8 protein-coding genes are annotated in these 8,458 nt (G+C 57.9%); 4 read left to right on the top strand and 4 right to left on the bottom strand.

The window, feature by feature from the left end:
* Nucleotides 1–26: 26 nt before the first annotated feature.
* The 4 genes from QZL67_RS05370 to QZL67_RS05385 form a co-directional block, all read right to left on the bottom strand.
* A complete protein-coding gene (locus tag QZL67_RS05370) occupies nucleotides 27–518 on the bottom strand; it encodes a hypothetical protein (protein ID WP_022289725.1) in 492 nt (163 codons plus the stop codon).
* Between the two features lie 69 nt (nucleotides 519–587).
* A complete protein-coding gene (locus QZL67_RS05375) occupies nucleotides 588–2,108 on the bottom strand; it encodes a DUF4153 domain-containing protein (protein ID WP_022289726.1) in 1,521 nt (506 codons plus the stop codon).
* A gap of 89 nt (nucleotides 2,109–2,197) precedes the next feature.
* A complete protein-coding gene (locus tag QZL67_RS05380; RefSeq protein WP_022289727.1) occupies nucleotides 2,198–2,419 on the bottom strand; it encodes a helix-turn-helix transcriptional regulator in 222 nt (73 codons plus the stop codon).
* A gap of 12 nt (nucleotides 2,420–2,431) precedes the next feature.
* On the bottom strand, nucleotides 2,432–2,995 hold the full coding sequence (locus QZL67_RS05385) for a DUF2975 domain-containing protein (protein WP_022289728.1): 564 nt from the start codon (nucleotides 2,993–2,995) through the stop codon (nucleotides 2,432–2,434).
* A 494-nt stretch (nucleotides 2,996–3,489) separates the two neighbouring features.
* Between QZL67_RS05385 and QZL67_RS05390 the strand changes: the two genes are divergently transcribed.
* The 4 genes from QZL67_RS05390 to QZL67_RS05405 all read left to right on the top strand — a co-directional run.
* Nucleotides 3,490–3,930, top strand: a complete 441-nt coding sequence (locus QZL67_RS05390; protein WP_022289730.1) for a MarR family winged helix-turn-helix transcriptional regulator — start codon at nucleotides 3,490–3,492, stop codon at nucleotides 3,928–3,930.
* A complete protein-coding gene (locus tag QZL67_RS05395; RefSeq protein WP_022289731.1) occupies nucleotides 3,924–5,687 on the top strand; it encodes an ABC transporter ATP-binding protein in 1,764 nt (587 codons plus the stop codon). The genes QZL67_RS05390 and QZL67_RS05395 overlap by 7 nt, the downstream gene beginning before the upstream one ends.
* A 100-nt stretch (nucleotides 5,688–5,787) precedes the next feature.
* On the top strand, nucleotides 5,788–7,590 hold the full coding sequence (locus QZL67_RS05400) for an ABC transporter transmembrane domain-containing protein (RefSeq protein WP_292919918.1): 1,803 nt from the start codon (nucleotides 5,788–5,790) through the stop codon (nucleotides 7,588–7,590).
* Nucleotides 7,591–7,615: 25 nt separating this feature from the next.
* On the top strand, nucleotides 7,616–8,458 hold an 843-nt coding region (locus QZL67_RS05405), incomplete at its 3' end, for a YitT family protein (RefSeq protein WP_292919912.1).

Genomic DNA, 8,458 nt, shown 5'->3' on the forward strand with positions numbered 1-8,458 from the left:
GTTTCTTCGCGGAAGGGGAACCCACGTCACGTGTCCATTCTGCAAACATACAGCAGATCAGAATCCGTATCATAAAGCGCCAGGGTAAAATTGAGAGAATACCGGTTCAAAAGCGGTTCCTGGGAATCCTGCTGCCGGTCCACAAGCAGATAATACCCGTTTTGGATGACCGGCACCAGCGGCACGCCGTCCCCATCCGTCAGATACGGCCCGGTGCTGGAGTTTTCATCCAAGATGCCGTAGACCAGGGCCTTGGCCGTCGTGCTCAGAGGAAACGACGTCCATGCCGGGGAGGCTTCCAGCTCCGGCGTGAGCGGATGCTCCGAAAAATCAAACGCCGTGCAGGAGATCCCGTCGCCGTTGCCGCTGTGGGTATCATAGTCGGAAACCTGCGTCCCGCCAGAAAGATCCAGCTGAATCTCCCGGGAAATCTCACTTTGCCGGGAGACGTCCCCACAGGCACTGAGAGGGAACAGAAGGAGCGCGGCAATCCCCGCAGCCAGCAAAATATTTTTCATAAACCGTCCTTCCTTTCATGTGTTTTGAATTGGATGGCAGACTGGGAAAACAGCGGGAAACCGGAGATCTTAGGGGGTTCCGGCGGCCCGCCAGGCAGAGAGGTTCCAGGTCCGCCAGTCGCTGCACTCCGCCCGAGCCTCTTCCCGGCGCTGCGCCAGCAGGGTGCCCAGTGTGGTTTTGCCGTCCATGGTGTATACGGCCATGCTGCCGTCCAGTCGGTTCAGTTGGGCCAGCGTGCCGTAGGAGAGATCCTCCAGCAGATATTCCACGTCCAAAGAGGTCGCCTCCCCGGAGAGGTAGCGCTCCACCTGGTCCCGGGCCACTACCGTGTCCAGCGGGACACAGTTGATGAGAAGCCACCCTGCCAGGGCGATTGGAAAGGCGGCACGGCAGAAGGAGCGGTTCGGGCGCAGGAGTTTCCACAACGCCGCCAGGAGGAAGAGGGCCATCATGCCCATGCCCCAGTAAGTCATGAGCCGCTTGAAGCTCAGGCCATAGACGCTGACATACAGGCTCATCCGCCAGGCGGCGGAGGCCAGCAGGACCAGACTCTCGGCAATCAGCGCCCCGGCCAGCAGGCGGACAGCGCCCCATCCCCGGCCTTGCCGGTGGCAGAAGGTCAGGGCCGCCAGGAGAACACTCAGATTGACAATGGTGACACCCACCATCTGGAAAAAACCGCTGCGGGCCCACTGGGCGTAGGAGATCCCTTTTGCGGCCAGATAGTCCGGGCCGCCGAACAGACCCGCGGACTGCACCAGCAAAAACAGCAGATACAGCACATCCAGCGCCGCCAGCAGGATCACAAATCCCGCGCCGTCCATAAAGAACGTCTTTTCCGGAAAAAGTGCTCCGGGCTGCGCCGGGTGGCGCAGGCGATAGAACAGACTGAAGGCAAAAGGAGTCAGGATCAGGGCCCAGAGGAACTTGGCAAACGTCGTGGTGAAATGGGTCCGGAGGAACGTGCGCAGGTCCGCTGTGGCGGCGGCAAAAAGGGCATCTGCGGAGGCAAGCACCGGGACGAGAATGCACAGCAGCAAAACGGCTGCACCGCAGCCAAGCGCAAAGGACATCGTCCGGTGGGAATCCCGAGCCTTCCCGGTGGGGACCAGAGCGGCAAAAGCTGCACCCACCCCGGAGAACAAGCCGGAAAACCAGCATGCCGTCCGCTCCGACAGCATCCTGGGCCGCCACCAGGGCAGCTGTGTGGAAGCACAGAGCCCGCAGGTGTGGATCGGCACCAGAACCAGCAGTGCCAGAAGATTCCACCACCGCATCCAGGGATTGGACTGGAGAGCGAATGTGGCGGCCAGCACCAGATTTTCCATCAGGAGAACACAGCTCTCCCAGCTGTGAAAGACCCGGCGGCCCAGAGCGGTCAGCAGCAGGAGATACCAGAGAAAAACTGCGGAGGTCAGCCCGATACCCCAAACCGGGGCAAACAGCACGGTGTCCACAGTAAGAAAACACCAGACCAGGGCTCCGCCCAGGAGCAGCCGGTCTTTGCCGGTAATTTCATAGCGTTTTATTACTTTTGGGGCAGGCTTCGCAGCTCCCACCGCAGGTGGGAGCTGATTACAGTCAGACATCAAAAGACCTCCTGTTCAGTTGTACGTGAGATGTGGATGGTTCGGTGCTGTGCCGTGATAGAGAGCAGAGCCTGGGGGCGCAGGGCGTCTTACGCCTTGGGTTCCGGGTCCGGTACATATTCCAGGATATCTCCGGGCTGGCAGTCCAGAGCGGCACAAATGGCCTCCAGGGTGGAAAAACGCACCGCTTTGGCCTTGTTGTTTTTTAAAATGGACAGATTGGCCAGGGTGATGTCCACCTTCTCCGAGAGCTGGGAGAGGGACATTTTCCGCTTTGCCATCATCACATCCAGATTTACGACGATCGCCATGTGCGTTCCTCCTTAAATGGTCAGGTCGTTTTCCACCTTGATTTCCGCTGCCTGGCGGAAGAGTGCGGACATTACCAGACACAAGAGCCCTGCCATGGCGAAGATGGGGACAAAAAGGGCATTGTAGGTCACCAGGGGAAAGAGAGTGTGATAAGTGCAGATGCTGAATATCGTCCGGAGCAGCGCCGCGGCGGAGATGATGAAGGAAGACACGGCAGCACGGCGCAGGGAGACGGCGTTTTCCATGGAGAAAGGCTGCCCCCGGAGAATGGTCCGGAGCACCCGGCGCCCCTGCCAGAGAATGACCGCGGTACACACGCCGGAAAACCAGAGAAACAGCGTCAGCGCGGCAGTGTACGGCTGCTGCCAGACCTGATAATAAGGGGTGTCAAAAAAGAGGGCCAAGCCATCGTTCAGATCATAGGCAAACGTGGACAGAACACCGTTCATATCCAGGTAAAAGCGGTTTTGCACGAGACAGGGCACCAGCGGCAGCGCCAACAGATTGCAGATAAAGGTGGCAAGGACCAGGAGATTGAGTACATGGGCAATTTTCTGTACGGCGGTGTTTGGCATATACAGGCCTCCTTATGATGAAACGCAGACAGTGCATCCAGGCTGTTGGGAAGAGAGACGACGGGACAGTTCCTTCTCTGCTGCCTGCATCATAGCATGGAGCTTATCGAAAGTCAATGATAATTTATTGTTTTTCAATAAATTATAGACTGAAAAAGGGAGGCGGAACTGTCATGAGAAGCGCAGACAGCAGAAAAGCGGACAGCCCCAACGAGCTGTCCGCTTTTCTGTATGATATAGAGAAAGGAGAGGGAAAATGTTGGCATGTTTATCAAGTGTCCTGCTTGATGATGCCATCATACAAGGTCCGGCATGGAAAGTCAACCGCCTTTGGAAATGCTTCACAATTTGTTTACAAGCGTAAAAATTAGGGGATTTTAATTCACAAATCGTTTAAAAAATAGCATATATTTGACATTGACGAAAGCGGCGAAATTTGCTATTATTTAGCGTGCTAATTTTTAGCCGACTAAATAAAATGATGGAGGTGGATTATGCAGCCGGGAAGCGCATTGGGGCCAATGCTGGGGCGCAGCGCGCACTTGGCCCGGGCTCGTCTGGAGGCTCGACTGAGCCGGTACGAAATCACGCCGGTCCAGTCCCATGTCCTGTTGTATCTGTTTCGCTGCGGCGGGCAGGCACTCCAGGGGCGGGTGACGGAGTTTTTGAAGGTGAAGCCCTCCACAGCCAACGGTATTTTGGACCGGATGATGGAAAAGGGGCTTGTGACCCGCACCGTCAGCGGCAGCGACGCCCGCCAGCGGCTAATCACTCTGACCGAGAAAGGCAGAGAGAAGCAGACCCTGTTTGAAAAAGGATTTCAGGAGTCGGAGGCCATGCTGGTCCGAGGCTTTACTCCGCAGGAGACGGAATTGTTCCGGAATCTGCTGGAGCGCATCATTCAAAATCTAGAGGAGGATCGGGAATCATGTTGAAAACTCTTTGGCCGCACGCACGGCCATATTCCAAGTGGATCTGTCTCGGCGTGCTGTGCAGCGCGGCAGAGGCGGTTTTTGAACTGCTGATTCCGTTGGTCATGAGCGATATTGTGGATATCGGCATCGCCAACGGTGATCAGGACTTCATCCTGCGCAAGGGCATCCAGATGGTCATCATGGCCATGGTGTCGCTGTGCTTTGGATTGGGAGGAGCAACTTGCTCATCCATTGCGGGCATGGGATTCGGTGCGAATCTGCGGGCGGCGGAGTATGACCATATTCAGGACTATGCCTTCTCCAACATTGAGAAGTTTTCCACCGCGTCCCTGGTGACCCGCCTGACCAACGATGTCAACAACCTGCAGATGACGCTGATGTTTGCCATGCGCCTGCTGGTCCGCGCTCCGGTGATGCTGGTGGCGGCACTGTTTTTGTCCGTCCGCATCAGCTACCAGCTCAGCAATGTCTTTCTGGTGGCGCTGCCGCTGCTGGTCGTGTCAGTGGCGCTGATCCTCTCCAAAGCCAGCCCCCGGTTCCGGGCCATGCAGGAGAAGACCGATGCCCTGAACCTGGTGGTCCAGGAGAATCTGACGGGCATCCGGGTGGTCAAGTCCTTTGTGCGGGAAGACCATGAGCGGGAAAAATTTGCCAAGCGCAACCTGGATTTGAAGTCCAATGCGGAAAAGGCCTTCGGCATGGTGGTCATCAACATGCCCATCATGATGCTGATCGTCTACGGCACCATCATCGCCGTCATGTGGTTCGGCGGTCAGATGGTGTACGCCGGTTCTTTGGAAGCCGGCAAGCTCATCACATTTTTCACCTACATCACCCAGATCATGATGTCCCTTATGATGGTTTCCATGATCTTCATGATGATGACCCGGTCCATCGCCTGTGCTCGCCGGATTGCCGAGGTACTGCGGGAAAAGCCTGCCATCACCAATGACGAAGCCAAGCTGGATACCGGCGCCGACGGCAGCAAGGTGCCTGCTGAGGTGAAAAACGGCAGCATTGATTTTGACCATGTTTCCTTCAAATATGACCTCACCAGCCCCGAGTGGATTCTGCGGGATATTGATCTGCATATCCGCTCCGGACAGACGGTGGGCATCCTGGGCGGCACCGGCAGCGCCAAGACCACGCTGGTGTCTCTGATTCCCCGGCTCTACGAGGCCACCGAGGGTACCGTGGAGGTGGGCGGCCGTCCTGTGGCGGACTACACCATGGAGCATTTGAGGGACGCGGTGAGCGTGGTGCTGCAGAAGAATACCCTCTTCTCCGGCACCATTCGGGAAAACCTACTCTGGGGCAATCCCGATGCCACGGAGGAACAGCTGTGGGCGGCCTGCCGGGCAGCCTGCGCCGATGAATTTTTGGAGCGGATGCCCGACGGACTGGATACCGATCTGGGCCAGGGCGGTGTCAACGTCTCCGGCGGACAAAAGCAGCGCCTTTGCATCGCACGGGCGATTTTGAAGCAGCCCAAGGTGCTGATTCTGGACGATTCCACCAGTGCGGTGGATACCGCCACAGATGCCAAGATCCGCAAGGCGTTTGCCAATGAACTCAAGGACACCACCAAGATCATCATTGCCCAGCGGGTGACCTCCATCTGTGAGGCGGATCTGATTCTGGTGATGGACGGCGGTCGGATCGTGGCCCAGGGCACCCACGACGAATTGATGAACAACTGTGACATTTACCGCGAGGTCTATCAGTCTCAGCAGGAAGGAGTGAGCATCGGTGGCTGAACAGCGTACGAATCAACCGGCATCCCGGGGACCCGGCGGCGGTCCGGGACGGCATGGATATCAAAAACCCAAGGACCTGCGGGGAACTCTGGGAAAACTGATGCATTATCTGGGACGCTACAAGTCCCTGCTGGCTTTGGTGGTGGTTTTGCTGGTCATCAGCTCCGCCTGTACCGTGGGCGGGTCCTACCTCATCAAGCCTTTGATCAATGATTATATTCTGACCGGCGATTTCCCGGGACTTGCCAAGATGCTGGCATTCATGGCGGCAGTGTATATCGTCGGTGCGGCATGCTCCTTCGGCTATGCCCGTATCATGGTGCATGTGTCCCAGAACACGGTGGCCAAAATCCGTTCCGACCTTTTCGACCGGATGCAGAGCCTGCCGCTGAAGTTTTTCGACACCCACACCCACGGCGAGCTGATGAGCCGCTATACTAATGATATTGATACCATTTCCGAGGCCCTGAACAACAGCTTTGGCAGCCTCATCTCCTGTTCACTGAACTTTGTGGGCACTATCGCCATGATGATTGTCCTGAGCCCTGTGCTGACGGGGATCACCTTTGTCATGCTGGTGGTGATGCTGCTGGTGGTCAAGGTCATCGGCGGGGGCAGCCCCCCGGACTTCGCCCCGCAGCCGGCTGCAGCCCAGCAGCAGTCTGCACTGGGTACTGTGAACGGCTATATCGAGGAGATGATCGAGGGCCAGAAGGTCATCAAGGTTTTCAACCATGAGCCCGCGGCCAAGGAGGGCTTCCGGGAGCGGAACGAGGCCTACCGGCAGGCGGCCACCCGCGCCCAGGCCTATGCCGGCGCCATGATGCCTGCCATGGGCAACCTCTCCTATATCAACTACGCCATCACCTGCTGCGTGGGCGGCATTCTGGCCATCCGCAGCGGCGATCTGGGCGGCCTCGCGGCCTTTTTGCAGTACACCCGGCAGGTCAGCCAGCCCATCACTCAGATCTCTCAGCAGGTCAACACCATTCTCTCCGCTGTGGCCGGCGCCGAGCGGGTCTTTGAGGTCATGGAGGCCCAGCCCGAGGTGGATCAGGGCAAGGTGAAACTGGTTCGAGTCACCGAGGACCGCAGCGGCAATCTGAGCGAGGCATCCTTTGACTCCGGCGAGTGGGCCTGGAAGCAGCCGGACGGCACGCTGATCCCCCTGCGGGGCGATGTGCGGTTCAACCATGTGGTCTTTGGCTATGATGACCGCAAGATCATCCTTCACGATATTTCTCTCTTCGCAAAGCCCGGTCAGAAGATCGCCTTCGTGGGTTCTACCGGTGCCGGCAAGACCACTATCACCAGTCTGATCAACCGCTTCTACGAGATCCAGTCCGGCACCATTACCTATGACGGCATCGACGTGCGGGACATTGAAAAGGATTCCCTGCGTCAGTCTCTGGGTGTGGTGCTGCAGGATACCCACCTTTTCACCGGCACTGTGGCGGACAATATCCGCTACGGGCGGCTGGATGCCACCGACGAGGAGGTCCACGCCGCGGCCCAGCTGGCGGGCGCAGATACCTTCATCCGTCACCTGCCTCACGGCTATGATACCGTGCTCTCCGGTGACGGCGGCAACCTCTCCCAGGGCGAGCGGCAGCTTTTGAATATTGCCCGTGCCGCCTGCGCCAATCCCCCGGTGCTGATTCTGGATGAGGCCACCAGCTCCATTGATACCCGCACGGAAAAGCTCATCGAAAAGGGCATGGACCGCCTGATGGCGGGCCGGACGGTATTCGTCATTGCCCACCGGCTTTCCACGGTGCGCAACGCCAAGGCCATTATGGTTCTGGAGCAGGGCAACATCATCGAGCGGGGTGACCACGACGATCTGATCGCCCAGCACGGTCGTTACTATCAACTCTACACGGGTCAGGCGGAGCTGTCCTGACCGGTTCGGAACAGAAAGGAGTCCTATGGAGCAGCTGAAAAAATTCCGTCTCAGCAACCTGGCCGCCCTGACGGCGGCGGGCATCATCAACGCCATCGGTGTGACCATCTTCCTCTCCCCGGTAAAACTGTACGACAGCGGGATTTCCGGTACCTCCATGCTGCTGGCCCAGGTGACACCGGATTGGCTGACACTGTCCGTCTTTTTGCTGGTGCTGAATATTCCGCTGTTCCTTTACGGACTGAAAAAGCAGGGGGCTCTGTTCACCCTCTATGCCATTTACACCGTGTGCATCTACTCCCTGACGGCGTGGCTCATTACAGATGTGCTGCCGGTGGATGTGAGCTTCGCCTCGCCTCTTGCGGGGCAGGACCTGCTGCTGTGCGCCCTCTTCGGCGGATTGATCTCCGGCGTGGGCAGCGGTATGGCGATCCGGTTCGGCGGCGCCATGGACGGCATTGAGGTCATGGCAGTGATCTTTGCCAAGCGCCTGGGGGTGACGGTGGGCACCTTCGTGATGATCTACAACGTCATCCTCTATATCATCTGCGGGATCGTACTGCAAAACTGGATTTTGCCGCTCTATTCCATCGTTACCTACGGAGCGGCACTCAAGACCGTGGACTTCATCGTGGACGGCCTGGACCGGGCCAAGTGCGCGGTGATCATCACCACCCGTGCCGATGAGGTGTGCAAGGTCCTGACGGATACCTTCGAGTGCGGTGCCACCCGGCTGGAGGCCCGGGGCGGATATTCCAATACCCCGAAGAGCATGATCTATTTTGTGGTCAACCGCTTCCAGGTGACCAAGCTCAAGGACCTGGTCCACGAGGTGGATGAGACCGCCTATATCACCATCAGCGAGGTG

This window comes from Oscillibacter sp. CAG:155 (assembly GCA_000436875.1).
Classification (GTDB): Bacteria; Bacillota; Clostridia; order Oscillospirales; family Oscillospiraceae; genus Oscillibacter.